Source organism: Vibrio sp. 10N.222.54.A3 (assembly GCF_041474095.1).
GTDB lineage: Bacteria > Pseudomonadota > Gammaproteobacteria > Enterobacterales > Vibrionaceae > Vibrio > Vibrio crassostreae_C.
Genome location: NZ_JBFRTN010000025.1, coordinates 53,793 through 77,527, shown reverse-complemented (window position 1 = coordinate 77,527; position 23,735 = coordinate 53,793). Strand labels below are relative to the sequence as shown.

The 23,735-nt window shown below is 46.3% G+C and carries 22 protein-coding genes; 9 read left to right on the top strand and 13 right to left on the bottom strand.

Features of this window, described 5'->3' with window-relative positions; genetic code table 11:
* Window positions 1–109 precede the first annotated feature (109 nt).
* Entirely contained in the window at window positions 110–457 is a 348-nt protein-coding gene (locus tag AB4507_RS07930; RefSeq protein WP_017061157.1) for a 5-carboxymethyl-2-hydroxymuconate Delta-isomerase, read from the top strand.
* 45 nt (window positions 458–502) lie between these two features.
* Window positions 503–931, top strand: a complete 429-nt coding sequence (locus tag AB4507_RS07925) for a DUF805 domain-containing protein (RefSeq protein WP_017063673.1) — start codon at window positions 503–505, stop codon at window positions 929–931.
* Window positions 932–992: 61 nt separating this feature from the next.
* Here AB4507_RS07925 and AB4507_RS07920 read toward each other — a convergent pair whose 3' ends face one another.
* The 3 genes from AB4507_RS07920 to glpX all read right to left on the bottom strand — a co-directional run bounded on the left by AB4507_RS07920 (window position 993) and on the right by glpX (window position 3,289).
* Window positions 993–1,340 (bottom strand): DUF3135 domain-containing protein, encoded by a 348-nt coding sequence (locus tag AB4507_RS07920; RefSeq protein WP_017061155.1) that lies wholly within the window; start codon window positions 1,338–1,340, stop codon window positions 993–995.
* 122 nt (window positions 1,341–1,462) lie between these two features.
* Window positions 1,463–2,083 carry a metalloregulator ArsR/SmtB family transcription factor gene (locus tag AB4507_RS07915; protein ID WP_017063674.1) on the bottom strand — a complete coding sequence of 207 codons (621 nt, stop codon included), beginning with the start codon at window positions 2,081–2,083 and terminating at the stop codon, window positions 1,463–1,465.
* Between the two features lie 198 nt (window positions 2,084–2,281).
* Entirely contained in the window at window positions 2,282–3,289 is a 1,008-nt protein-coding gene (gene glpX / locus AB4507_RS07910) for a class II fructose-bisphosphatase (protein ID WP_017061153.1), read from the bottom strand.
* A 324-nt stretch (window positions 3,290–3,613) separates the two neighbouring features.
* Between glpX and zapB the strand changes: the two genes are divergently transcribed.
* Window positions 3,614–3,856, top strand: coding sequence for a cell division protein ZapB (zapB, locus tag AB4507_RS07905; RefSeq protein ID WP_008219652.1), 243 nt, complete (start codon window positions 3,614–3,616; stop codon window positions 3,854–3,856).
* Window positions 3,857–3,953: 97 nt separating this feature from the next.
* On the opposite strand, the gene rraA is transcribed toward zapB, so the two are convergent.
* The 4 genes from rraA to hslV form a co-directional block, all read right to left on the bottom strand.
* Window positions 3,954–4,472, bottom strand: a complete 519-nt coding sequence (rraA, locus tag AB4507_RS07900) for a ribonuclease E activity regulator RraA (RefSeq protein ID WP_017061152.1) — start codon at window positions 4,470–4,472, stop codon at window positions 3,954–3,956.
* 73 nt (window positions 4,473–4,545) lie between these two features.
* Window positions 4,546–5,463 (bottom strand): 1,4-dihydroxy-2-naphthoate polyprenyltransferase, encoded by a 918-nt coding sequence (locus tag AB4507_RS07895; RefSeq protein WP_372182495.1) that lies wholly within the window; start codon window positions 5,461–5,463, stop codon window positions 4,546–4,548.
* 155 nt (window positions 5,464–5,618) lie between these two features.
* Entirely contained in the window at window positions 5,619–6,959 is a 1,341-nt protein-coding gene (hslU, locus tag AB4507_RS07890) for an HslU--HslV peptidase ATPase subunit (protein WP_137001064.1), read from the bottom strand.
* 67 nt (window positions 6,960–7,026) lie between these two features.
* Window positions 7,027–7,566 (bottom strand): ATP-dependent protease subunit HslV, encoded by a 540-nt coding sequence (gene hslV, locus AB4507_RS07885; RefSeq protein ID WP_102393046.1) that lies wholly within the window; start codon window positions 7,564–7,566, stop codon window positions 7,027–7,029.
* A gap of 299 nt (window positions 7,567–7,865) precedes the next feature.
* Between hslV and AB4507_RS07880 the strand changes: the two genes are divergently transcribed.
* Window positions 7,866–8,126: a hypothetical protein gene (locus AB4507_RS07880; protein ID WP_017061149.1), complete on the top strand. Its 261-nt coding sequence runs from the start codon at window positions 7,866–7,868 to the stop codon at window positions 8,124–8,126.
* Window positions 8,127–8,234: 108 nt separating this feature from the next.
* Here AB4507_RS07880 and AB4507_RS07875 read toward each other — a convergent pair whose 3' ends face one another.
* From AB4507_RS07875 to priA, 3 genes are all read right to left on the bottom strand, one after another.
* Window positions 8,235–8,774, bottom strand: a complete 540-nt coding sequence (locus AB4507_RS07875) for an SPOR domain-containing protein (RefSeq protein WP_017061148.1) — start codon at window positions 8,772–8,774, stop codon at window positions 8,235–8,237.
* 122 nt (window positions 8,775–8,896) lie between these two features.
* On the bottom strand, window positions 8,897–9,901 hold the full coding sequence (cytR, locus tag AB4507_RS07870; protein WP_102393044.1) for a DNA-binding transcriptional regulator CytR: 1,005 nt from the start codon (window positions 9,899–9,901) through the stop codon (window positions 8,897–8,899).
* A gap of 240 nt (window positions 9,902–10,141) precedes the next feature.
* Window positions 10,142–12,343 (bottom strand): primosomal protein N', encoded by a 2,202-nt coding sequence (gene priA, locus AB4507_RS07865; RefSeq protein WP_372182494.1) that lies wholly within the window; start codon window positions 12,341–12,343, stop codon window positions 10,142–10,144.
* Window positions 12,344–12,675: 332 nt separating this feature from the next.
* Between priA and rpmE the strand changes: the two genes are divergently transcribed.
* Both rpmE and AB4507_RS07855 read left to right on the top strand, forming a co-directional pair.
* Window positions 12,676–12,894: a 50S ribosomal protein L31 gene (gene rpmE / locus AB4507_RS07860; RefSeq protein WP_004737142.1), complete on the top strand. Its 219-nt coding sequence runs from the start codon at window positions 12,676–12,678 to the stop codon at window positions 12,892–12,894.
* 334 nt (window positions 12,895–13,228) lie between these two features.
* Window positions 13,229–14,518, top strand: a complete 1,290-nt coding sequence (locus AB4507_RS07855) for a malic enzyme-like NAD(P)-binding protein (protein WP_017061144.1) — start codon at window positions 13,229–13,231, stop codon at window positions 14,516–14,518.
* 166 nt (window positions 14,519–14,684) lie between these two features.
* Here the strand turns inward: AB4507_RS07855 and metJ are convergent, their stop codons facing one another.
* Window positions 14,685–15,005 carry a met regulon transcriptional regulator MetJ gene (metJ, locus tag AB4507_RS07850; RefSeq protein WP_004415993.1) on the bottom strand — a complete coding sequence of 107 codons (321 nt, stop codon included), beginning with the start codon at window positions 15,003–15,005 and terminating at the stop codon, window positions 14,685–14,687.
* 208 nt (window positions 15,006–15,213) lie between these two features.
* Here metJ and AB4507_RS07845 point away from each other — a divergent pair, with 208 nt between their 5' ends.
* From AB4507_RS07845 to metF, 3 genes are all read left to right on the top strand, one after another.
* Window positions 15,214–16,395 (top strand): O-succinylhomoserine (thiol)-lyase, encoded by a 1,182-nt coding sequence (locus AB4507_RS07845; protein WP_372182493.1) that lies wholly within the window; start codon window positions 15,214–15,216, stop codon window positions 16,393–16,395.
* A 2-nt stretch (window positions 16,396–16,397) separates the two neighbouring features.
* Window positions 16,398–18,809 carry a bifunctional aspartate kinase/homoserine dehydrogenase II gene (locus AB4507_RS07840; protein ID WP_137001065.1) on the top strand — a complete coding sequence of 804 codons (2,412 nt, stop codon included), beginning with the start codon at window positions 16,398–16,400 and terminating at the stop codon, window positions 18,807–18,809.
* Window positions 18,810–19,106: 297 nt separating this feature from the next.
* Window positions 19,107–20,006 (top strand): methylenetetrahydrofolate reductase, encoded by a 900-nt coding sequence (metF, locus tag AB4507_RS07835; RefSeq protein WP_004729683.1) that lies wholly within the window; start codon window positions 19,107–19,109, stop codon window positions 20,004–20,006.
* A 124-nt stretch (window positions 20,007–20,130) separates the two neighbouring features.
* Here metF and AB4507_RS07830 read toward each other — a convergent pair whose 3' ends face one another.
* Both AB4507_RS07830 and ppc read right to left on the bottom strand, forming a co-directional pair.
* Window positions 20,131–20,670: a PadR family transcriptional regulator gene (locus tag AB4507_RS07830; protein ID WP_017061141.1), complete on the bottom strand. Its 540-nt coding sequence runs from the start codon at window positions 20,668–20,670 to the stop codon at window positions 20,131–20,133.
* Window positions 20,671–21,018: 348 nt separating this feature from the next.
* Window positions 21,019–23,655: a phosphoenolpyruvate carboxylase gene (gene ppc, locus AB4507_RS07825; RefSeq protein WP_170791819.1), complete on the bottom strand. Its 2,637-nt coding sequence runs from the start codon at window positions 23,653–23,655 to the stop codon at window positions 21,019–21,021.
* Window positions 23,656–23,735 lie beyond the last annotated feature (80 nt).

The following is a 23,735-nucleotide window of genomic DNA, read 5'->3' as shown; positions in this document are numbered from 1 at the left end:
TGAGCATATATCAGTGATCCGGCAGACAGAATAATAGCTAACTTCTCGGATTTTTCATCGTTAGTTGTTATTAAGGGACAAACGATTGCGTTAACAACAGGAAGTAACAATGCCGAATCTAGTTCTAGAGTACTCCAATTCAGTGGATGAGCGAGTAAATATCCAAGGCTTACTGGAAGATCTCCACCAAGTCGCTCTCACATGTGGCTTGTTTGATGTGCCATCAGTGAAATCTCGTTCACTGCGTTGCCATAATTGGTTGGTCGGTGATGAGGAAGATAGTGTAGACTTTATTCATATCAGCTTTGAGTTACTTTCGGGACGAACGGAAGAGCAAAAGCGAGAATTGTCACGATCGTTAATGCAGATCCTGCAAGAACAAGCGAGTCATGTAAGAAGCTTAACGGTGAATATTCGTGATATGGATAAAAGTTGCTTTCAAAAAGTAATAAACTAACCATTGCTGCTGACTTTTAGCGGCGTATAAATTTGAGTATTTAAGATGTCGATGAAAGAATTACTGCTCTCTTTCAAGGGGAGAATTGGTCGTAAGACTTACTGGATTTGGAATGTTTTCTACTACATAGCGATTACCGGTTTTGCTTCAGGTATCTCTGTGTTGTTCCCTGCTTACTCTTATATCCTGCTACCAATCATCCTATTGATGCTTGTGATCCCAGACCTTGCGGTAACCGCTAAGCGCTGGCACGACCGCAATAAGTCTAATTACTGGCTACTATTGAATGTGCCATTAGTATTGGGTCGTTTAGCTTCGCCAATGGTTGCAACGACGACAGAGCCGGTATCGCCAATTCATATGGCGGCAACCGTCGCGGCATTAGTGTGTGGTTTCTGGATTCTGATTGAGTGTGGTTTGTTGAAAGGTACAGAAGGCCGTAATGACTACGGCGAAGACCCATGTAAATATTGAACAGCGAACCAATAAGAAGGGGGCATTACGCTCCCTTTTTCTTTTTAGTGCTTTGCTAATTTCAGTACATTTTAGGTTCGGTATTCGGCTTAAAAGGCACGACATTTTCAGGCAGAGATTCTTCAAAGCCGCAGCGCCCTTCGAGTGCATCTTGGAACTTACAGACCTGACAGCGCAGCTCTTGCATGAGTACGACATTGGCGTGGTGTGGGTTTTTACAACGGCTAACCACTAAGTCGATGTGACTTTGCTGCGCACGAAGTCGGTCTTGCATCACGTCTGAAGCCGAACAAATCATCTGTTCGCACATCTCGTGTTTGAATTGATTGAATGCTTTCGGGTCGCTTTTCGCGAGTTGGACAAGTTCATCAAAGGGTGGCAGTTTTTGAGCGGGTTGTGGATGCGCCATCATTCCTTCCTTAGCATTAAGCGTGTTTCATATGCTCTAAGCTTAAGAAAGAAATCTGTACAAATTTTAATCTATTTGTATTTTCTCAATATTGAGACGGTATTAGCCGATTACCTTTGCAATCAAAGGGCGGGTGTTAAGGTGTAAGTGCAGCGTCGTTCGCCAGCAATGATGTGCTCTGTACGGCTCACGTGACACTCATCTTTTAGTAACTCAGTAAACACGTTGAGCTCAGATTGGCACAGGCTAGGGCAGCGAGTTGCAGCCTTACAGATAGGGCAGTGGTTCTCAATCAAGATGTAGTGATCATCATGCTCTTGAAGCTCAGCCATGTAGCCTTCGTCTTCACGAAGCTGGGTGAGTTTTTTAAGCTTGCTGATGAGTGAATCACAGCCAGACAGCGCAGTTTGATACTGCTTAAGAGTGTGTTGTTCACGCTCGGCAGCAACCTTAGCCAGCCCTTCTTTACCAAATAGATTCTCGACAGCATCAATCACTTGAATGGTGAGTTCACCATGTCGGTCTGAAAATTGGTTATGACCTTGTTGAGTCAGGGACCAGTGGCGAGTCGGGCGACCCACTTTCACTTTCACATCATGAAACGCAAGAATACCGTCATCTTCCAGGCTTTGCAGATGTTGCCTTGCCCCCATTGTCGTCATGCCAAATTCTTCTGACAGTTGTTTCGCGGTTACCGCGCCTTGACGCTTAATGGTCTGTAAGATTCTGTCGCTTGTTTTCATACTATCCCTACCTAATGAACCTTACTATTATGAGGCAAGGTGTTTATAAAGCAAACCATTTACTATATTGATGATAATTTACTCTATAGATAGCGTTTTACTCTATTGGCTGCCATGGTCAGATTCTGGTGCGCTAATAAAACAAAAGGCTGATACTAGGTATCAGCCTTGGAATATTCTGTTTCACCGAATTTAGGCTTACAGGATATGACCTACTACTTCTGGATCTTTACGCTCTAGGTAGTGGATAGATTTGATGCGGCGAATTGTACGGCAGCGGCCACGGATAAGCAGGGTTTCTGTGGTTGCGATATTACCTTGACGAGAAATACCTTCTAGCAAGTCACCCTTAGTGATGCCTGTTGCTGAGAATACAACGTTGTCGCTGCGTGCCATGTCTTCCATCTTCAATACGATACCCGCCGTTACGCCCATTTCTGCGCAGCGCTCAAGTTCAAGTTCACCGTGCTTGCGGTTCTCTTCTGTGTCGCCTTTCACTTCGTGGCGAGGTAGAAGACGACCGTGCATGTCGCCGTCGAGTGCGCGAATTACCGCCGCCGAGACCACACCTTCAGGTGCGCCGCCGATGCAGTACATGACGTCTACTTCACTGTCTGGCATACAGGTTAAGATAGAAGCCGCAACATCACCGTCTGGCACAGCAAATACACGAACGCCCATTGCTTGCATGTCGGCGATGACTTGATCATGACGAGGCTTAGCAAGCGTGGTTACGACTAGAGTATCAAGTGTTTTACCTAGTGCTTTAGCGATGTTTTCTAGGTTTTCTGTTAGTGGCAGTTCTAGGTCAATCACGCCTTTAGCGCCAGGGCCAACAACCAACTTTTCCATGTACATATCAGGCGCTTTAAGGAAGCTGCCTTTTTCGCCCGCAGCCAATACAGCCAATGCATTTGATTGGCCCATTGCTGTCATGCGTGTCCCTTCAATTGGGTCAACTGCGATGTCGACAGCGTCGCCGCCCACACCTACGTTTTCGCCGATGTATAGCATAGGTGCATCATCGATTTCACCTTCGCCGATAACAATCTCACCGCTAATTTCGGTTTTGTTTAATAGGCTACGCATTACTTCTACAGCAGCGCCATCTGCAGCGTTTTTATCGCCACGGCCAAGCCACTTGTAACCAGCTAGTGCTGCACCTTCTGTGACACGAGAGAATGACATTGCTAAATCGCGTTTCATGCGGACTCCAAAATTTTCAAAGGGGGAATAGAAATTTCGCGGCGAATTTTACCATATCCAAAAGGAAACGTTTGCCTTTTTGTTTTTTGGAGATTGCTCTCGATCAATTCGCAGTGGAAAACAGTTATTATTCATCAAAATAATCGGTTTGCCGTTGTGGCGGTAATCGTTCACGTCAATATTCGGTAAAAAGTGCTGTTTTTTTCATCGAATGGCGCAAAATATCGAATATATTGAGTGTTTATCCTTGCTCTGCTGAGTAGAATGGGGAAATAAGTGGAGTGAACCTTCACCATCAAACGGATAACTTAAAGGTAGGCCAGAATGTCTTTTGAAGTACTAGAGCAGCTAGAAGCAAAAATTCAAACAGCAGTAGATACAATTGCACTTCTTCAAATGGAAGTGGAAGAGCTTAAAGAAGAGAAACAAGCACTAGCAACAGAAGCTGGTGAGCTTAAAGCAAGCCGTCACGAGCTAGAGCAAAAAACTCAGCAAATGCAGGAAGAGCATTCAGCATGGCAAGATCGCATCCGTAACCTTCTTGGTAAAATGGATGAAGTAGAGTAATCGACTCTTCAGATTTAAAAAAACGCCCGCTACTCAGTAGCGGGCGTTTTTGTTTGTGTTCTTATGATTTGTTTTATTATTTGAAGCTGAGTGAGAGTTACTCGACGTCTTCTTCCTCGACATCCAAATCGAGTTCTACATCTAGAGGTTCGGCAGAAAGAATGATGCCAGTGTTGTCTGCGTAGAGGTAATCTTCAGGTAAGAAGGTCACGCTGCCAAAGTTCACTGGAACGTCTAATTCACCGACACCTTCTTGGCTCGCACCAACAGGGATAGAAGCCAAGGCTTGGATACCTAGGTTCATGTCTTCAAGCTCATCGACTTCACGAACGCACCCGTAAACCACAATCCCTTCCCACTCATTGTCTTCGGCAAGTAGGGCTATCTCAGCATCGATCAGCGCTTTACGTAGTGAGCCGCCCCCATCGATTAACAACACACGCCCCAGACCGTCTTGCTCTAGTACAGAGCGAATCAAAGCGTTGTCTTCAAAACACTTTAATGTCGTGATCTGTCCTGCGAAGGATGCACGTCCACCGAAGTTGCTGAACATTGGCTCCACGACATCAACTTGATCCAAATATATGTCGCACAGTGCTGAAGTGTTGTATTCCATTAGTATACCTTTTGAACAATGAGCTTACTTTGAGTATATCGGCGCTTGATCCCTTTGCAATGATTAGTCTCATTTAACTCAATAGAGTTTGAGCTACGACAACCCCTGCAAACAATAGGTTAGTGACCAGTGAGCATTTCACAATCACGGGCATCATTGGTGCAATTTGCGCTGGCTTTTCGGTTTCCCAAACGGCTTTGCCATGCTTGTAAACAATAATAATGCTCAGCAAAAACGGCAGGCTGATCCAGACCGGCTTTTCTTGAATAAGCAGGTAGATAGCGAAAGACGCAAGGGCGAGGCCAAGCAGAGCAAAATGATAGTGTTTGGCTTTGCGTTGTCCTAGGCGAACCGCCATGGTGCGCTTACCACATTCGCTGTCGTTTTCGATATCACGCATGTTGTTGATATTGAGTACCGCAACCGCCATCAAGCCACAGCCCAATGCCGGAAGGAATAGGTTTGGTTCAACATGGCCAGTGTGCAAGAAGTAAGTCCCTGAAACACCTAATAAACCGAAGAAGATAAATACCGATAAGTCGCCAAGGCCAATATAGCCATAAGGCTTATTACCGACGGTATAAGCGATGGCAGCAACAATGGCTAATATGCCTAACGCAATGAAAGATAAGATACTTTCAATCGAGGTTAAGGCATGAAAAATAAGAATCAGCCCAGCGACCATAGTAAACACGATGTTGAGGATGATCGCTTGCTTCATGGTTTTCGCTGTTACCGCGCCAGATTGCATGGCACGTGTTGGCCCCAGACGATTTTCGTTGTCTGTGCCTTTTACGGCGTCGCCATAGTCATTGGCTAGGTTCGATAAAATCTGTAATAGGGTGGCGGTTAAAAATGCCAGTAGGGCTATCGATAAAGAAAACTGACCACCGGCGAACGCTAAACTACTTCCTGTAAGAATAGAGACAAGTGCGAGAGGCAGAGTTTTTGGTCGTGCGGCATCAAGCCAGATCAGTAGAGATTGTTTCATCGTAGGTCTAATTCTTTGTAAGTCTTCGTTTCATACTGTGATTTGAGTATACGCCCATTTTTCGGGTAATAAAAAGCCCACTCGAAAGTGGGCCTTGAATTCGCTTATTAGCTGCTATTTCTTTGAGATAGAGCAATAAGTTAGAGTTTGGTGTGCTACAGGATGAAGCGGCTTAGGTCTTCGTCTTCAACGAATTCGCCAAGTTTCGATGTTACGTAAGCTTCATCAATCACTAGCTTGCTGCCAGCTTTGTCTGTTGCTTCGAATGAAATCTCATCCATTAGACGCTCCATCACTGTGTGTAGACGACGCGCACCGATGTTCTCAGTGGTTTCGTTTACGCGCCATGCTGCGTCCGCAATCTGGTTGATGCCATCTTCAGTGAACTCAATGTTGACATCTTCTGTTTTCATTAGGGCAATGTATTGCTCTGTTAGAGATGCTTTTGGCTCAGTTAGGATGCGTTTGAAGTCATGTGCTGATAGTGCTTCAAGTTCTACGCGGATTGGTAGACGACCTTGTAGCTCAGGGATCAGGTCAGATGGCTTAGCCACTTGGAATGCGCCTGATGTGATAAACAAGATGTGGTCAGTTTTAACCATACCGTGCTTGGTTGATACTGTGCTGCCTTCGATAAGAGGCAGTAGGTCACGCTGAACACCTTCGCGAGATACATCTGGGCCTGAACTGTCGCCACGCTTACAGATTTTGTCGATCTCATCGATGAATACGATGCCGTTGTTTTCAGCGTTGAAGATCGCGTTCTCTTTCAGCTCTTCTTGGTTCACAAGCTTCGCAGCTTCTTCTTCCGTCAGTGCTTTGAATGCGTCTTTGATTTTCATCTTACGCTTTTTCTTGGTGTCGCCCGCTAGGTTTTGGAACATGCCTTGCAGCTGGTTTGTCATCTCTTCCATGCCTGGAGGTGACATGATTTCAACGCCCATTTGCGGTGCGGCTACATCAACTTCAATCTCTTTGTCATCTAGCTTACCTTCACGCAGTTTCTTGCGGAAAATCTGACGAGTGTTTGAAGAGGTTGTCTCTTCAGTTGATTGCTCGTTCTGACCCCAAGCATCACGCGCTGGTGGTAGAAGGGCATCAAGAATGCGTTCTTCAGCTTGTTCTTCAGCGCGGTATTGTACTTTTTCCATCGCTTGTTGGTGCGTCATCTTGATCGCAACGTCCGTTAGATCACGGATGATGGTTTCAACTTCTTTACCAACGTAACCCACTTCGGTGAACTTAGTCGCTTCTACCTTGATGAAAGGCGCGTTTGCTAATTTCGCTAGGCGGCGAGCGATTTCAGTTTTACCTACACCCGTTGGGCCAATCATCAGGATGTTTTTTGGCGATACTTCAACACGTAGGCTTTCTTCAAGCTGCATACGGCGCCAGCGGTTACGAAGAGCGATAGCCACTGAGCGCTTAGCGTTGTCTTGGCCGATAATGTGGCGATTGAGTTCGTGAACAATTTCGCGAGGAGTCATCTCAGACATGGTTTTTCCTTAATTCTTTAATCACTGTTGAATACAACGTTATTGATGGAAGCGGTCGTTACTCTGGCTATGGCAGCTCAACGGTGCTTTCTAGTTCTTCAATAGTGTGGTGATGGTTGGTGAAGACACAGATGTCGCCTGCAATGTTCAGCGACTTTTCTGCGATTTCACGCGCATCTAAATCAGTATTTTCTAATAGTGCAGTAGCGGCTGCTTGAGCGAAGTTTCCGCCCGAACCGATCGCAATCAGGTCGTTCTCAGGTTGAACTACGTCACCGTTACCTGTGATGATCAGTGAAGCGGTCTCATCCGCTACTGCTAACAGTGCTTCTAACTTACGTAGAGCACGGTCGCTACGCCAATCCTTCGCTAGCTCAACTGCCGCTTTGGTGAGATGGCCTTGGTGCATTTGCAGCTTGCTTTCAAATTTTTCGAATAGCGTGAAAGCATCAGCCGTACCGCCAGCAAAACCGGCCAGTACTTTGTTGTTGTATAGGCGACGTACTTTACGGGCGTTGCCCTTCATTACTGTATTGCCCAGAGATACTTGTCCATCACCCGCGATGACGACTTTATTATTACGACGTACAGATACAATGGTAGTCACGAGTCGACCTCTTTTGATTATTATTTATGGTTACTACTTATATGTGGCTCCACTATCATGAATTCAAGTGCCACTTTTAATGGTATGTCATATCAAAAAAAACTAAATGTTACCAGTTGTTTCAAGCATCCATTACCTGTTGAGCCTATGTGTGGCAAGGGTTGGTGGGTTAATAGTTTGTGATAAATATAAAAAAAGATAAAACAAATTTCTAACGTGAAATGGTTAACACTTTTTGTTTGATTTATAAGGAATGATGCTCACTAATCAGTGGTATTCACTACATAAGGAGTAGTGTGATGAATAGTGACAATATCAGTTTTTTTAATAGAGATATGGATCTGGATGAGCTGTCTATACTGCATCATCTGATGTATCAGGAGGCGGGCGAGTGTTCAACAGAACATCTAAAAAACTCGGTCAACGTTTTTCTTAAACGTCCATTTCCTAACGTTTTAGCGCACTTGGATTTTTTTGGTTACATCGAGATAAATAAGGAGCAGGTCTACCTGACTGACTTTGGGCTTGAGTACTACGAACAAGTACCTCAGTTTCGTTAAAACGCACTCTTTTGATTAACATACTGGTATTGCTTGTGCGATGAACTATTGAACGCTTTCAAACAGCAATAGGGGGAATCCTCTTCCCCCTATTATATATTGAGTTGATTAAGACCCGTCTTTCCAAATAGCGCAAGGTTCAATTTTCGCTCGTTGCAGCTTATGGCGATCGCGTTCTGCGTCACGCTTCAACTTGTATGGCCCTAAAACCACACGGTACCAGCTACTGCCATCTTTCTTGCGGATCTCACTTGAGATACCTTGGAAGGCAATATCCAACTTACGTGCTTCTGCCTGCGACGAGGTTTTGTAAGCGCCACACTGCATGATGTAAGGGATCTTAGAGATCTGTTGCTCTTTGGCTTTTACTTCAATCTCGCGGCTTGGCAGCGTTTCAACGTAGTCCCACTTCTCTTCAGGAGGCGGCGGAATCACTTTCGCTGGTTTTGGCTTAGGTTTTGGTTTGGTTGCCACAGGCGTTGGTGCAGGCGGCTCAGGATCATTACTCAATAGGTAAAGTCCGTAACCAAAACCACCGGCAAGGAGGATCGCCAAAAGACCACTGCGCCAAGGTTTACGGCGAGGGGCTTGTTTTTTGGTCGGTTTTTTCGTGCCACGACCGCGCTTTACATAATCTCTATTAGCCACAAGACAATTCAATAGTTGCTGATTCTGCCCTCATGGTAATCCAGATTGCGCGAGGATAATAGTGCAGAAATGGAAGCGGCACATCAAAATGTGCCGCAGATTTATAAGGGTATTTCTAAGGGTTATATTCGAGGTGGCGCTGTACTGCCTCGAACCACTAATTTAGCTTCAAGCAGACGCGAACCTGCTTGCACATCGTTGCCTTTTAATAGATCAAGCATCATCAACATCGCTTGGCGTCCAATCTCATAACGAGGCTGAGAAATGGTGGTTAGCGGTGGATCGCAGTATTGAGCGAATTGGATGTCATCGAAGCCGACAATCGATAGGTCTTGAGGAACGCGCAAGCCCAGCTTCTTCGTTTCTTGAATCGCACCAATCGCCATCGCATCGTTGTGACAGAAGATAGCTGTAGGTTGTTCAGGAAGTGCCAGTAATTGACGAACCGCTTGAGCACCCGCTTCAAAGGTGAAGTCACCGACCGTGCTATAGGCTGGATTCATTGAGACTCCGGCGCGACGCAGCGCTTGCTGGTAGCCTTGTTGGCGGAACTTACACAGTGTTGCCGATACTGGTCCTGAAATTTGAGCAATACGCTTATGACCTAACTGAGCTAGGTAGTTCACCGCTTCAAAGGCAGAGGTCAGGTTATCGATGTGTACCGTAGGCAGTTCAAGCTCAGGGGCAAACTCACACGCCATTACCATTGGTGGTAAATTCTTTTGTTCAGATTTACTGACATCAAATGGATGGTCAGTGCCAAGCAATAGCATACCGTCAGCTTGTTTGGTGAAAACTAAGTTAACAAACGAAGACTCACGCTTCTTTTGTTGGCCGCTATCACCCAGTAAGACAAGGTAGTCATTTTCTACTGCGGCATCTTCGATACCACGAATGATCTCGGCGAAATAAGGGTCACAGATATCAGGAACGATAGTGATGATGGTTTTTGATTCGTTGCGACGTAAGTTTCTAGCTAATGTATTGGGTGAGTATCCAGCTTCAAGTACTGCTGTTTCCACTCGTTTACGAGTCGAAACTGAGACTTTCTCAGGGTTCATCAATGCACGTGATACCGTGGCTGTTGAGACGCCTGCTAGCTGGGCAACATCCTTCATTGTCGCCATAAATTAAACCCTCTTTTAAGTTCCTTTGTCGCCTAAGTATCTAAGGCGTGAATAATAAATGTAATCGAATAGATATTATGAAAGTGTTGCTAACACTTTTTTTATTGCAATATTTTATTCGTTTAATCCGTGTAAAGTTACGGCTAGATTAACAAAAATCACATGACTCGTGTGAACTTGCTCACGAGAAATATGAAATATTTGTGAACAAACTTATCATTAGTTTTAACCCGAAGGGGTTTAGCTCAGATCTTGCGGCTCTATGTCGAGTGACCAACGAACTTTTTTCGCGGCGGGTAACATATTAATTGCCGGCTTAGCGCTCATTAATAGCTTCTGCATTAACGAGCGAGTTTGAGTCTGTAAGATTAACTGCCAGCGCGATTTGCCTGCTCGTTTTGCTAATGGGGCTGGGGTTGGTCCTAGCACCATGCAATATTGGTCAAACAGCGGGTGCGATTCCAATGTGTGACGAACCTGACGCAAGAACTCTTCCACCAAGCGAGTGTCATTGGCTTCTGCTCTAAACAGAGTCATAAAGGTATAAGGCGGTAACATTGCCTGCTTACGTTCTGCCAGCGCCGTCTGAGCAAAGTGGTTATAGTCTTTGTGAAGCAAGGCTTGCAACAACCCATGTTCTGGGTGGTGAGTCTGTAAGATCACTTCACCGGGTTTGCTTGCTCGTCCTGCGCGTCCCGCTACTTGGATGAATAGCTGGGCAAGACGTTCAGAGGCACGGAAGTCACTACTATATAAAGAGCCATCCACATCCAATAACGCCACAAGTGTCACGTCAGGGAAATGGTGACCCTTAGCAAGCATCTGCGTGCCGATAAGAATTTGGAATTCACCCTTACGAATCGACTCGAGCGCGCTTTCTAAGCTGCCTTTACGACGGGTGCTGTCGCGGTCAATACGAATGGTTTTGTATTCCGGGAATAGTTGACCAAGTTGAGCTTCTAACTGCTCGGTACCGACACCCACTGTCACCAAGTTCACAGACCCACAACCTTGGCAGTTGTGCACGATATGCTGCTGAGAACCACAGTGGTGGCAGCGCATCTCATTACTGTATTGGTGATAGGTGTAGTAAGCATCACAACGTTTACACTCGGCTGTCCAACCACAATCGTGACACATCAATGCCGGAGAAAACCCTCGGCGATTGAGGAACAGCATCACTTGGTTGCCTGCTTTGAGGTGTCTTTGCATCTCTGCAATTAACGACGCAGACAAACCACTTTCTAGATATTCACCTTTAACATCCAACACCTTATTGGTGGTCGGCAGTGCGACACCCGCACGTGAAGTCAGGGTGAGATAACTGTATTTGCCGATCTGAGCGTTGTGCAGCGTCTCAAAGGCTGGAGTCGCCGAGCCTAACACAACCGGGATCTGCGCTTTATGAGCACGCATGATCGCCACATCTCGAGCGTGGTAGCGCAGGCTATCTTGCTGTTTATAAGACGCGTCGTGTTCTTCATCGACAATGATAATACCTAGGTCAGCAAATGGCGTGAACAGAGCTGAACGGGTACCAATCACGATGCCTGCTATTTTATCGCGCGCCGATAACCACGCATTCAGGCGTTCTGAATCGTTTAAACCTGAGTGGATAACCTCAACAGGCACATTAAAGCGTCGCTTAAAGCGGTTAATCGTTTGAGGAGTGAGACCAATCTCGGGCACGAGCACTAACGCTTGTTTACCTTGATCGAGAATCGGCTTAATCATATTCAGGTAAACCTCGGTCTTACCTGAGCCAGTAACGCCCTCTAACAGGAAACAACCAAAGTCGGTTTGGCTATTTACGGTCGCAATCGCGATGGCTTGTTCGGCATTGAGCTTAGGTTTGTCTTGGTCATTCTCAAGTTCAACTGGCCATGGCTGACGTTTTGGCTTTTTCTCTACTGATTCAATCCAGCCTTTCTCTTCTAGTGTCTTGAGTACGGCGCTGCCAACTTCTTCATCAATGAACTCTTGATGGGGAACGGGGCCGTGCTCAAGCATGTGCATCACTTTGGCTTGTTTGACTGCGCGACCAAAACCTTGCATCAGTTGGTCTTTGCCTGATGGAGTTAACTGCCACTCAACCAGCGTTGCGAAGTCGGCGGCTTTGCCTTTTCTTAGAGCGCTCGGAAGGGCGTTAGCAAAGGTCTCGCCAAGAGGGTACTGATAAAATTGACTGCACCACATTAACAGTGAATAGACAGATTCCGGCCAAACGGGTTGGTTGTCTAATAAGGCTTTAATGGGTTTGAGCTTGTCTAGCTCGAATTCAGATTCGTTAACCAGAGCCGTGACAATACCGGTTAAGGTTTGTCGTCCAAAAGGCACAGAGACTCGTCCACCAATAATCGGAAATAGATGGCTAGGAATCTTGTAATCGAACTGCTTGTCGAGTGGAACAGGCAGTGCCACGCGGGCAATCATTGGACGCATAAAGGGACGGCTTTATCTGAGTTGACGAGAGCGAACAGTCTAAAGGATAAGGCGGTTAAATTCGAGAAGCAGTTTGGATGAAGGCGGCGAGTTAACGTATACAGACAACGACAGCTCGAAATCTCAGGGCGATAAAGGAAATAAAGAGAGAATTGGTGAAAAATGTATCAAATCAGTTGATCCTGCTTTATAGATTCATTACTATACTGCGCCTTAAAGGTATGGCTTCATCACTCTTTTGTGTCGATGCGGTGTCTTTATTTCTTTTTTTAAACTACGTGTGGTGTGCGGCTTAGAATCGTATAGCGACACGGCCTACTTGAGGTTATCCCATGAAAGCTGGAATCCACCCAGAATACAAAGCAGTTACTGCAACTTGTTCTTGCGGCAACACATTTGAGTTCAACTCAACGCTAGCAAAAGAATCAATCCACCTAGACGTATGTGACAAATGTCACCCGTTCTACACTGGTAAGCAACGTATCGTAGATACTGGCGGCCGTGTTGATCGCTTCAACAAGCGTTTCGGTGCTCTTTCTAGCAAGAAGTAATTCTCGCTATTTAGACATGAAAAAGGACACTTCGGTGTCCTTTTTTGTTGCCTGTAATTTGAGAAAGCACTGACTTCTATTCAAGCATCACTCTCACCCAACGATAAGTTGCCTCTCTATTCTATTTCAGGGCAATTCCTTGCGTATCTCTCTTCACCAAAATTCAGCACGAAACTTCAACAAGCGATAGTAATTTCAACTGCTCACTGGTCTTATTAGTAGTGAAATCTCGTTTTTTAATGAGACAGAGGCTTCAACCACCTAGGAACTTTGAAGTACATCCATTAACATGAACAAGATCCCCCAAATAATAATATCCTAGGAACCTACACCTATGTCTGAAGACAGCAGCCAAGCTCAATCCTCTCAAGAATTATCACCTCAAGAACAATTCCGTCAGCAAGCTCTTGATTACCATGAGTTCCCAATTCCAGGCAAAATTGCCGTAGAACTGACGAAGCCTGCAAACTCTGCAGAAGACCTAGCACTTGCATACAGCCCAGGCGTGGCTGAGCCTGTTCGCGAGATCGCACAGAACGTTGATAACGTTTATAAGTACACAGGTAAAGGCAACATGGTTGCAGTTATCTCTAACGGTACAGCGATTCTTGGCCTAGGTAACCTTGGCCCTATTGCTTCTAAACCTGTTATGGAAGGCAAAGCGCTCCTGTTTAAGCGTTTTGCTGGTTTAGATTCTATCGATATTGAAGTAAAACACCGCACAATCGATGAGTTCGTTGATACAGTTGCGAATATCGCAGATACATTCGGCGGTATTAACCTGGAAGACATCAAAGCACCAGACTGTTTTGAGATTGAACGTCGCCTGATTGAACGTTGTGATGTTCCGGTATTCCACGATGACCAACACGGTACTGCGATTGTAACGGCAGCGGGTATGCTGAATGCGATCGAGCTTCAAGGTAAGAAACTTGAAGAGTGTAAGATCGTTTGTTTAGGTGCTGGCGCAGCGGCGGTTGCTTGTATGGAACTACTGATTAAGTGTGGCGCTCAGCGTGAAAAAATCTACATGCTTGACCGTAAAGGTGTGATCCATACTCGTCGTGATGACCTAAACGAATACAAAGAGCTGTTCGCAAATAACACTGATAAGCGTACGCTTGAAGATGTTATCGAAGGCGCTGACCTGTTCTTGGGTGTATCGGGGCCGAATCTACTGCCTGCTGAAGCACTAACGCTGATGGCTGATAAGCCTGTTGTGTTTGCATGTTCAAACCCAGATCCAGAGATCAAGCCTGAGCTTGCACACGAAGTTCGTTCTGACCTAATCATGGGTACAGGCCGCAGTGATTACCCTAACCAAGTAAACAACGTACTTTGTTTCCCATTCATTTTCCGTGGTGCACTAGACGTGCGTGCGAGCGAAATTAATGACGAAATGAAGCTAGCGGCGGTTAAAGCGATTCGTGAACTGGCGAAAGAAGAAGTTCCAGCTGAAGTACTAGCAGCTGCGGGCGAGACTGCACTGGAGTTCGGTAAGGGTTACATCATTCCTAAGCCAATGGACCCACGTCTACTTCCTCGCGTAGCACGAGCAGTTGCGGAAGCGGCTGTTGAATCTGGCGTAGCTCGTATCGAGATGCCTGCTAACTATATGGCTTAATAGCTATTGCTCTATTGAGCCAAAAAGAATAATAAAAAACCGACTCATCTGGAGTCGGTTTTTTTATGTCTATCATTCACAGCGCAATCATAAAAAGCTATGCGCGATGTGATAAATAAGGTTCAGCTAGAGCGAATCAATAATGAAGGCAGTGACTGAGTTGTTTTTATTCTTCGTCAAACGCTTCGAACTCGATACCCATCTCTGTCATCAGCTTTTTCACTTCAGCAGGAATATCGTCTGGGCGGTCTTTACGAAGGTCTTCATCCGTTGGTAGTGGTTGGCCTGTGTACGCATGTAGAAAGGCTTCGCACAGTAGCTCACTGTTTGTTGCATGGCGTAGGTTATTAATCTGGCGGCGAGTACGCTCGTCAGTAAGAACCTTTAACACTTTTAGAGGGATAGAAACTGTAATTTTCTTTACTTGTTCGCTTTTCTTTCCATGCTCAGCATATGGGCTTATGTATTCACCATTCCAGTCGGCCATTGCGTACCTTCATCACTTTAGTTGTTAGAATAAATTAATAGTGGTGATTTTAGCGGGATTTACTGCCATAAGCAAAGACATATAGACGTCTAGAAGTGTTGACGTCTCACGTTTATGAAAGTAAAGTGAATAACATATATCTAACACAGCCGCAAAATGCCGACAAGCCGCTGTGATTCTCAGACGCAAAACTTGTAAGGAAGCACCTATGAGCAGCCGGAAGCCAGCAACAATCGCAGTACGTACTGGTATCGAGTCAGACACGCAACACCATGCCGTTGTCCCACCCATTTATCTTTCGACTAACTATGGGTTTCCCGCTTTTGGTGAAGTGCCAAAGTACGATTACACCCGTTCTGGTAACCCAAACCGCGGTTTATTAGAGACGGCACTGTTTGAGCTTGAATCAGGCAAAGGCGCGGTTGTGACTAACTGTGGTACTTCGGCGCTTAACTTATGGGTTTCGGCTTTCTTAGGCGGCGATGATCTTATTATTGCACCGCACGATTGCTACGGCGGTACTTACCGTCTGTTTAACACTCGCTCGCTAAAAGGTGACTTCAAAGTTCTGTTCGTTGATCAATCGGATCAAGCTGCTCTGGATGCGGCGATTGCGCTTAAGCCAAAGTTGATCTTAATTGAAACCCCATCGAATCCACTGGTTCGTGTGGTTGATATTGCAGAAACTTGCCGCAAATCGAAAGAGGTTGGTGCTCTGGTTGCTGTCGACAACACGTTTTTGACACCTGTGTTCCAAAAGCCTTTAGAGCTGGGTGCTGATTTTGTTATCCACTCTACAACTAAGTACATCAATGGACACTCAGATGTTATTGGTGGCGTTGTGGTCACTAAGACAGAAGAACACGCTGAAGAGCTAGCATGGTGGGGCAACTGTATTGGTGCGACCGGCACACCATTTGATAGCTACATGACTTTACGTGGTATTCGTACGCTAGGTGCGCGTATGCGTGTTCACGAAGAGAGTTCACGTGAAATTCTGGCGTCTCTACAGCAACAAGATCTCGTCGGCACTATTTACCACCCAAGCCTTCCTGAACATCCGGGTCATGATATCGCGAAGAAACAGCAATCGGGCTTTGGTTCCATGCTCAGCTTTGAGTTTGCGGGCTCATTCGAGGCGCTTAAATACTTTGTTGATAAGTTAGAGCTGTTCTCTTTGGCAGAATCATTGGGCGGTGTTGAAAGCCTGATTTGTCACCCTGCGTCGATGACTCACCGCGCGATGGGTGAAGAAGCCTTAGCAGAAGCGGGTGTTTCTCAGCAACTACTGCGTCTATCTGTTGGCCTTGAAGATGCAGAAGACCTAATCGATGACCTCAAGCAAGCGTTTGAAAGAACACAGCGCTTTATCGCTGAAGGGGAGGGTTAATAATGGCAACCTTTCGCCAGCTACATAAATTTGGTGGCAGCAGTTTAGCGAATCCTGAATGTTACCAACGCGTGGTCAACATTCTTAGAGAATACTCATCAGCATCTGATTTGGTGGTGGTATCGGCAGCAGGCAAAACAACCAACCGTTTGATTGAATTTGTTGAAGCGCTCGACAAAGATGGTCGTATTGCCCATGAATGCCTACAAGCACTTCGTCAGTTCCAACTCGATCTGATTGAAGCACTGCTTGAGGGTGAATCAGCCGCACAACTTACTTCAACCATTCAACAAGAATTTACCGCTTTGGGTGAGCTAACGGCTCCCTTGAGCGAAGCACAAAAAGCAAAAGTGCTTGGACACGGTGAGGTTTGGTCTTCACGTATACTCGCGGCTTTGTTGTGCCAGCATGATTTACAAGCCGTTGCTCAAGATGCGCGTGCTTTTTTACGTGCAGAAGTGGGCGCTCAGCCTGAAGTCGACCGCGCACGTTCTTACCCTCTGATCAAAGAAGCCTTGGCGCAGCATGCACATTGCCGAGTGGTGATTACGGGCTTTATGGCTCAGAACTGCGAAGGTGAAACAGTACTGCTTGGTCGTAACGGTTCAGATTACTCAGCAACCGTGATTGGTGCTTTGGCTGAAGTTGAACGTGTGACGATTTGGAGTGACGTGGCGGGTGTTTACAGCGCTGACCCTCGTTTGGTTTCGGATGCGTGTTTGTTGCCTCTGCTTCGCCTTGATGAAGCGAGTGAACTCGCTCGTCTGGCGGCTCCAGTGCTCCATAGTCGAACACTACAGCCTGTGGCTCAAAGTGCTATGGACTTAAGCTTACGCTGCAGCTACCAGCCAGAGGCGGGCTCTACACAGATAGAGCGTGTACTGGCATCGGGTCGTGGCGCAAAAATTATTACCTCTCTGGATGAAGTTCTGATCGTTCAGCTGACCTTTGGTCATGGCCATGATTTTGACCGCTTAGAAAGTGAAGTCCTTGAAGGGCTTAAGCGCGCTCAACTTGAGCCGCTTGCTTATGAGCTTGAACCCGATCAGCACTGCTTACGTCTTGCTTATACAGAAGAGATCGCTGGTGGTGCATTAGAATATCTACAAGACCACGCGATTGAAGCGGAGATTAAGCTCAAAGAAGGTTTCTCTCTTATCGCGGCGGTAGGTGCGGGTGTGACTAAGAACCCGAACCATTGCTACGGTTTCTACCAGCAGCTCAAGAGCTCGCCAGTTGAATTCATCTCAGAAGCGAACTCTGGCTTGAGCTTGGTGGCTGTGATTCGTAAGAGTGAGACATCAAGCCTAGTGAAAGGCATTCACTCTCAACTGTTCCAAGCGCAGAAGCGTGTTGCGATTGCCTTGTGTGGCAAGGGCAATATTGGTTCAAGCTGGTTAAGCCTGTTTGCTGAGCAAAAAGCGGAACTTGAAAAGCGCCGTGGAATGAACTTTGAATTGGTTGCCGTGGTTGATAGCCAAACCTATTGGTTCGACGATCAAGGCATTGATGCGACTTCGGTAGGTAAGCGCTTTGACGACGAAGCTATTGCTAACAATGGTAACGACTGGTTAGAGCGTTTGGGCTCTATTCAAGGTTATGACGAAGCAGTGGTTCTGGATGTGACTGCGAGCCCAGTGCTTGCAGCAAAGTATCTGCAAATCGCACAACAAGGTATTCACCTAATCTCGGCGAACAAGGTGGCAGGTTCTGCATCGAGCGAGTATTACCATCAAGTACAAGATGCTTTCGCTAAGATCAGCCGTCATTGGTTGTACAACGCGACAGTGGGTGCTGGATTGCCGATTAACCACACGGTACGTGACCTACGTGAAAGTGGCGATGACATCATTGCGTTGTCTGGCATTTTCTCGGGCACGTTGTCTTGGTTGTTCCAACAGTTTGATGGCACCGTGCCGTTCAGCGAGTTGGTTGACTTAGCATGGCAACAAGGCCTTACGGAACCTGACCCTCGTGCTGACCTAGATGGCTCAGACGTGATGCGTAAGCTGGTGATTCTGGCGCGTGAATCTGGTTTGGATATCGAACCTGAAAACGTAAAAGTGGAATCGCTCGTACCTGCAGAGCTGCAAGATCTATCTGTGGATGACTTCTTCGACAAAGCTTCTGTACTGAGCGAAGAGCTGGCTGAGCGTTTAGAGAAAGCGCACTCTCAACAGAAAGTTCTGCGTTACGTAGCGCGTTTGGAGAAGAACGGTAAGGCAACCGTAGGCGTTGAAGCACTGTCTAAAGAACATGCTCTGGCGAACTTGTTGCCTTGCGACAACATCTTTGCGATTGAGAGCAAATGGTACAAAGATAATCCATTGGTTATTCGTGGCCCAGGTGCCGGTCGTGAAGTAACGGCAGGTGCAATTCAATCTGATTTAAACAGAATGTCTAGCCTGTTCTGATACTCATATCGGTTGGTTTGAAACTCAGATCAATTGTTTTAGTACGTAAATGGCATACTATTCACTAAGATAAATAAGGCTGAAAGCACGATGTGTTTTTCAGCCTTTTTTCTACATTATTTCTGCTTTGCGACCCATCTAACGACTTGAGTTTTACTCACGATCTACTTGAGAAAAATTCATAATGGATCTGTTGACATTAAATCGTATTCAATACATTCTACAGACATATAGACGTCTAAACGTCGTTTAAGGATTTGAGTTTTTAGTGGTTGCTTTTGCCACAGGGAGAGTAAGATGGGATACACACACGCTAGTCATATCGACGCTTTAAATCAGAATATCGCTGAGCTTTCTGACAACATCAATGTGTCATTTGAGTTTTTTCCACCGAGCAGTGAGAAGATGGAAGAGACCCTGTGGAACTCTGTTCACCGCCTTAAAACACTTCAACCAAAATTTGTATCGGTAACTTACGGTGCAAACTCGGGTGAACGTGACCGTACCCACTCAATCATTAAAGAAATTAAAAACCAAACCGGCCTAGTGGCTGCACCGCACCTAACGTGTATTGATGCAAGCCGTGAAGAGCTGATTCAAATTGCCGACGATTACTGGGCAAATGGTATCGAGAGTATTGTTGCGCTACGTGGTGATATTCCAGCAGGCGGCGGCGCGCCAGAGATGTACGCATCTGACCTAGTCGAGCTACTTAAATCTCGCCACGATTTTGATATCTCAGTAGCGGCATTCCCTGAGGTTCACCCTGAAGCAAAAAGCGCTCAATCTGATCTTATTAACCTAAAGCGTAAAGTGGATGCGGGTGCCAACCGTGCCATCACTCAGTTCTTCTTTGATGTAGAGAGCTACCTACGCTTTCGTGACCGCTGTGTAGCGGCTGGCGTTGATGTTGAGATTGTACCGGGCATTCTGCCGGTTTCTAACTTCAAGCAAGCATCTCGCTTTGCTGCGATGAACAACGTAAAAGTACCGGGCTGGATGGCGAAGCAGTTTGAAGGTTTGGATGATGATCCAACGACTCGTCAGCTTGTTGGTGCTAGCCAAGCAATTGATATGGTTCGTACACTGAGCCGTGAAGGTGTGAAAGATTTCCACTTCTACACGCTAAACCGTGCAGAAATGACTTATGCACTTTGCCATACGCTAGGTGTTCGTCCGCAAGTCGCTGCGCTGTAAGAAAAGTCTAAGAAGTAAAGCCTAAGCACTTGTAAAAAGCCTCTGGCAGTAACATTTCAAATCCTATAGATACAAAAAAGGCTTGGACTCATAGAGTTCAAGCCTTTTGCTTTTCTAGCTTAACTTAAGCTAGAGCGCCAAGTTCAAGCAGTACTTCTTCAGCCCATACAATCCATGCTTCACGGATAAGTAGGTTACGACGAAGTGTTAGACGCTCAAGGCGTGCTTGCTTGTCTAGTGTCGATGGCGTTGCGTAGTAAGCTGCTTCGATTTCACGGTAGTGAGAAACCAGTTTGCGAGACTCTTCTACTAGCTCAGCAAGTTGTACACGGTAAGCGTCAGAAGGTTGTACAGCACAAGCCATTAGCTTAGCTGAGAACTCGTCACGAACGGTTGGGTGTGCAGTTGGTTGTTCAAACCATTCACCTAGCGCGCCACGGCCAGCATCAGTGATAGAGTAAACTTTACGATCAGGTTTGCCTTCTTGAGGCTCAAGCACGCAAGTTACCTGGTCGTTCTGAGCCATTTTATTTAGCTCGCGGTAAACTTGTTGATGGCTAGCTTTCCAGAAGTAACCAATGCTTGCGGAGAATTCTTTTGTGATATCGTAACCAGTAGCATCGCGTGTACTTAAAACGGTTAGAATTACGTGTGGTAATGACATATCTGAAATCCAAATGGTAAACAGTAAACAAATACTTAAACAACAAGTGTGCTTCTAATGGCACGTTATATTGGTTATGTCTAAGTAGCACCAACTCATCGGTTGGTTATGTCACCTTACAAAGCCGTTTATCACCTAGGTTGACCAGTTTATTGGTCAAGATGCTGCAGATTATTTTTTGGAGTGTTTCCGCAGCGGAGCAGTAGTATATCTAAATAATAAGCATAAAGTAGAATACATGGACAAAATAACCCAAAAAACTGACAAAAAACTCAGTATTGCTTATTTTGTGAAATAAAAAGGTCGCACTAGGCGACCTTTTGTCTGTTGAATGGTAGGAATCACTAATTAACCAGTGTTTCGCATGCCTGCTGCAATGCCTGCAATCGTCACCATTAGCGCTTCTTCAAGCTCTGCTGGTGGTGTTTCACACTTACGAGTACGGTAAAGCAGTTCAGCTTGAAGCATGTTTAGTGGCTCAACGTAGATGTTACGTAGGCGGATTGACTCAAGTCCCCAAGGGTCGCTCTGCATTAGGTTCTCGTTGTTCTCAACATTTAGCACGGCTTTGATGTCTTTTTGCAGCTGTTCACGCAGTAACTCACCTAATGGTAATAGCTCTTCGTCAACAAGGCGTTGGTCGTAGTACTTAGCGATTTCCATGTTGCACTTCGAGTACACCATTTCCAACATACCGAGACGGGTAGAGAAGAACGGCCACTCGCGACACATCTCTTCGAGCAGGGCTTGATGGCCTTGATCTACAGAGTACTGAATCGCTTCACCAGCGCCTAACCATGCAGGCAGTACCAAACGGTTTTGGCTCCAAGAGAAGATCCATGGAATCGCACGTAGGCTTTCTACGCCGCCGTTCGGGTTACGTTTCGCAGGGCGAGAGCCAAGAGGCAGTTTACCTAGCTCCAGTTCAGGTGTCGCTTGACGGAAGTAAGGTACGAATTTCTCTTCGCCACGAACCACGTTACGGTAAGCCTCACAAGAGACTTGAGACAGCACTTCCATTAGGTCGCGCCACTCTTGTTTAGGCTCTGGTGGTGGCAGAAGGTTCGCTTCTAGAATCGCACTTGCGTATAGGTTAAAGCTGTTTACAGCAACATCTGGCAAGCCAAGCTTAAAGCGGATCATTTCGCCTTGCTCAGTTACACGTAAGCCGCCTTTCAAGCTCTTAGGTGGCTGAGAAAGTAGGGCTGCGTGCGCCGGAGCACCACCACGACCAACTGTACCGCCACGACCGTGGAATAGAGTCAGTTCAATGCCTTCTTCGTCGCAAACTTTAACCAGCTTGTCCATCGCATCGTATTGAGCCCAACCTGCAGACATTACGCCAGCATCTTTTGCTGAGTCAGAGTATCCAATCATCACCATTTGGTGGTTCTGGATAAAGCCACGGTACAAGTCGATGCTCATTAGCTGTTTCATTACCGCTTCTGAGTTGTTCAAGTCGTCTAGCGTTTCGAACAGTGGGCACACGTCCATGCGATACGGGCAACCACACTCTTGCAACAGCAAGTGAACAGCCAGTACATCCGATGCAGTACGAGCCATAGAAATCACGTAAGCGCCGAAGGCTTCACGAGGTTGAGCAGCAATAACCTTGCAGGTGTCTAAAACCTCTTTAACCTGTTCAGATGGCTCCCAATCGCGAGGAAGAAGCGGACGCTTAGAGCTTAATTCATTGGTTAAGAAAGCAATCTTGTCTTGCTCGTTCCATTGGTCGTAGTCGCCAATGCCTAGGTAGCGAGTCAGTTCAGACAGTACATCTGAGTGACGAGTACTTTCTTGACGAACATCGAGACGAACTAAATGCACACCGAATGCTTTTAGGCGGCGCAGAGTATCAAGCAGAGAACCGTCTGCGATTACGCCCATGCCACATTCGTGCAGCGATTGGTAACATGCGTAAAGCGGTGTCCAAAGTTGCTCGATGTTCTGTAGTGTTTCTTTCTTCGGAACCTCTGTGTCATGCAATTTTGCATCCAGCACTTCTAGCGTGTTGTTCAGTAGAGTGCGTAGGTTCTTCAGGATTGCACGGTAAGCTTCGTGTTCATCACCTGCTAGCTCACGAACGGCATCATTACACTTAGTCATCGACAGTTCGGTAATCAGCTCGTTTACGTCGCCTAAGTAAAGGTCGGCAGCTTTCCAACGAGATAGGCGCAGAACTTCCTTAGTGATGGTGTGCGTTACGAATGGGTTGCCATCGCGGTCACCGCCCATCCAAGATGAGAAGTGTACTGGGCGTGCATCGATCGGCAGGCCTTCACCAAGATAACCTTTTAGTCGGCCATCCATTTCACGTAGGAAGTCAGGAACGGCTTCCCATAGAGAGTTTTCTACAACCGCAAAGCCCCACTTAGCTTCATCAAGTGGCGTTGGGCGTTGTTGACGAATCACATCTGAGTGCCAACCTTGAGCGATCAGTTGCTCTAGGCGGCGTTCGGTTTTCACGCGCTCTTTGTGTGATAGGTCGCTTAATTCTAATTTAGACAGACACTCGTTGATCTTAACTAGCTTGTTGATCATGGTGCGACGAGTGATTTCTGTTGGGTGTGCAGTCAGAACGAGTTCAATGTTCAGGTCGCGAACGGCTTGAGCCGCGTCTAGCTTGCTGATGTCATTCTGGTTTAATTTGGAAAATAGAGATTGCAGCACGTCTGGTTCACAAACATGCTCCTCACAGTGGCGAGAGATGGTGTGGTACTGCTCTGCCATGTTGGTGAGGTTGAGAAATTGGTTAAATGCACGAGCAACAGGAGTGAGTTGTTCGTTCGGCAGGTTTTTGATTTCTTCAACTAGGCTGTCACGGTCAGCTTTGTTGCCTGCGCGGGCGGATTTGGAAAGTTTACGGATAGTCTCCACTTTCTCTAAGATAACGTCACCATGTGCATCTTGGATTGTGTTACCTAGCAAGCGTCCCAGCATGCTTACGTTACTCTTGAGAGCGGCGTATTTCTCGTTCATTGTCATCCTGCCTCGTAAAAAAATTACATCCATTGTTCCTTGTTAAGTACACAATCTAGCGAAAAGTGCTGTATCTAGTCAAATAA

Coding starts and splice junctions, on each gene's coding strand:
- AB4507_RS07930 (WP_017061157.1), top strand. CDS start 110: ATGCCGAATCTAGTTCTAGAGTACTCCAATTCAGTGGATGAGCGAGTA.
- AB4507_RS07925 (WP_017063673.1), top strand. CDS start 503: ATGTCGATGAAAGAATTACTGCTCTCTTTCAAGGGGAGAATTGGTCGT.
- AB4507_RS07920 (WP_017061155.1), bottom strand. CDS start 1,340: ATGGCGCATCCACAACCCGCTCAAAAACTGCCACCCTTTGATGAACTT.
- AB4507_RS07915 (WP_017063674.1), bottom strand. CDS start 2,083: ATGAAAACAAGCGACAGAATCTTACAGACCATTAAGCGTCAAGGCGCG.
- glpX (WP_017061153.1), bottom strand. CDS start 3,289: ATGAAACGCGATTTAGCAATGTCATTCTCTCGTGTCACAGAAGGTGCA.
- zapB (WP_008219652.1), top strand. CDS start 3,614: ATGTCTTTTGAAGTACTAGAGCAGCTAGAAGCAAAAATTCAAACAGCA.
- rraA (WP_017061152.1), bottom strand. CDS start 4,472: ATGGAATACAACACTTCAGCACTGTGCGACATATATTTGGATCAAGTT.
- AB4507_RS07895 (WP_372182495.1), bottom strand. CDS start 5,463: ATGAAACAATCTCTACTGATCTGGCTTGATGCCGCACGACCAAAAACT.
- hslU (WP_137001064.1), bottom strand. CDS start 6,959: ATGTCTGAGATGACTCCTCGCGAAATTGTTCACGAACTCAATCGCCAC.
- AB4507_RS07880 (WP_017061149.1), top strand. CDS start 7,866: ATGAATAGTGACAATATCAGTTTTTTTAATAGAGATATGGATCTGGAT.
- cytR (WP_102393044.1), bottom strand. CDS start 9,901: ATGGCGACAATGAAGGATGTTGCCCAGCTAGCAGGCGTCTCAACAGCC.
- priA (WP_372182494.1), bottom strand. CDS start 12,343: ATGCGTCCAATGATTGCCCGCGTGGCACTGCCTGTTCCACTCGACAAG.
- rpmE (WP_004737142.1), top strand. CDS start 12,676: ATGAAAGCTGGAATCCACCCAGAATACAAAGCAGTTACTGCAACTTGT.
- AB4507_RS07855 (WP_017061144.1), top strand. CDS start 13,229: ATGTCTGAAGACAGCAGCCAAGCTCAATCCTCTCAAGAATTATCACCT.
- metJ (WP_004415993.1), bottom strand. CDS start 15,005: ATGGCCGACTGGAATGGTGAATACATAAGCCCATATGCTGAGCATGGA.
- AB4507_RS07845 (WP_372182493.1), top strand. CDS start 15,214: ATGAGCAGCCGGAAGCCAGCAACAATCGCAGTACGTACTGGTATCGAG.
- AB4507_RS07840 (WP_137001065.1), top strand. CDS start 16,398: ATGGCAACCTTTCGCCAGCTACATAAATTTGGTGGCAGCAGTTTAGCG.
- metF (WP_004729683.1), top strand. CDS start 19,107: ATGGGATACACACACGCTAGTCATATCGACGCTTTAAATCAGAATATC.
- AB4507_RS07830 (WP_017061141.1), bottom strand. CDS start 20,670: ATGTCATTACCACACGTAATTCTAACCGTTTTAAGTACACGCGATGCT.
- ppc (WP_170791819.1), bottom strand. CDS start 23,655: ATGACAATGAACGAGAAATACGCCGCTCTCAAGAGTAACGTAAGCATG.